The sequence below is a fragment of the Falsiroseomonas oryzae genome, assembly GCF_027856955.1.
In the GTDB taxonomy this organism is placed as follows: Bacteria; Pseudomonadota; Alphaproteobacteria; order Acetobacterales; family Acetobacteraceae; genus Falsiroseomonas; species Falsiroseomonas oryzae.
Genome location: NZ_JAPSMD010000759.1, coordinates 1 through 1,464 on the forward strand (window position 1 = coordinate 1; position 1,464 = coordinate 1,464).

Below are 1,464 nucleotides of genomic sequence, written 5' to 3' on the forward strand. Positions count from 1 at the left end.
GCCCGGACGGAGCGCGGCCGCGCCGCGCCGGCGCCTGGGCTGGCGGCTGCTGCGCGGCCTGCTGCTGCTGGGCATCTGGGGCGGCGTGGCGCTCGGCGCGCTGCTGCTGGTGCTCACCTGGGACCTGCCGCGCACCGACATCGCGCTGAGCACCACGCGCCGCCCCGGCGTGACGCTGGAAGCGGCGGACGGGCGGGTGATCGCGACCTCGGGCGACGTGCATGGCCAGATCGTCCGTCTGCGCGACCTGCCGCCGCACCTGCCGGCGGCCATCGTCGCGATCGAGGACCGGCGCTTCCGCGACCACTTCGGGCTGGATCCCATCGGCATCGCGCGCGCGGCCTGGGTGAACTGGACCACCGGCCGCGTGGTGCAGGGCGGCTCCACCCTGACGCAGCAGCTGGCCAAGAACCTGTTCCTGACCCCGGAGCGCAGCCTGCGGCGCAAGGCGCAGGAGGCGGTGCTCGCGATGTGGCTCGAATGGAAGTTCAGCAAGGACGAGCTGCTCGAGATCTACCTGAACCGCGTCTATCTCGGCGCCGGCGCCTATGGGGTGGATGCCGCCGCCCGGCTGTTCTTCGGCATCCCCGCCACCCGGGTCAGCCTGTGGCAGGCGGCGGTGCTGGCCGGGCTGCCCAAGGCGCCCTCCCGCCTCAACCCCCGCAGCGCGCCCGATGCGGCGGCGGGGCGCGCGGTGGAGGTGCTGGAGGCGATGGCCGAGACCGGTGCCATCACCCGCCGGCAGGCGACGCTGGCGGCCGAGCAGATCCGCTTCCCGCCGCGCCCATCCCGCGATTCCGGCTGGTTCGCGGATTGGGTGATGGACGACCTCTCGGACCGCTTCCCCGGCAATGCCGACCTGGTCCTGCGCACCACGCTCGACCTGCGCATGCAGGCCGTGGTGGAGCAGCGGCTGGAGGCGCTGCTGGCTGGGCCAGGCGCGCGGGCGCGCGTCGGGCAGGGAGCGGTCGTGGTCATGGAGGCGGCGACGGGCAATGTCCGCGCCATGGCGGGCGGGCGGGACTACCGGGCCACGCAGTTCAACCGCGCCGTGCAGGCGCGGCGGCAGCCGGGCTCCGCCTTCAAGCCCTTCGTGTTCCTCGCCGCGCTGGAGCGCGGGGCGACCCCGGCCGACCCGGTCGCCGACGGCCCGCTGACGCTCGGCGGCTGGTCGCCCGGCAATGGCGAGTGGCGCAGCCGCGGCGAGATCAGCCTGGAGGACGCGCTGGCGCATTCGGTGAACACCGCCGCGGTGCGGGTGCTGGCCCGGGGCGGCGGCGCGCGGGAGGCGGCCGCGGTGGCGCGGCGCTTCGGCCTGCCCGGCCCCTTCCCGAACGATGCCACCCTGGCGCTAGGCACCGGGGAGGTGACGCTGCTGGACCTGACCGCCGCCTATGCGGCGTTCGCCAATGGCGGGCTGCTGCCCGTCCCGCGCGGCCTCGCCTCCGCGCGGGCCGACGGTCA

1 protein-coding gene is annotated in these 1,464 nt (G+C 75.7%); it reads left to right on the forward strand.

Features of this window, described 5'->3' with window-relative positions:
* Nucleotides 1–34: 34 nt before the first annotated feature.
* The coding region (locus tag OZN99_RS31420) for a transglycosylase domain-containing protein (protein WP_270939119.1) at nt 35–1,464 on the forward strand (1,430 nt) is incomplete at its 3' end.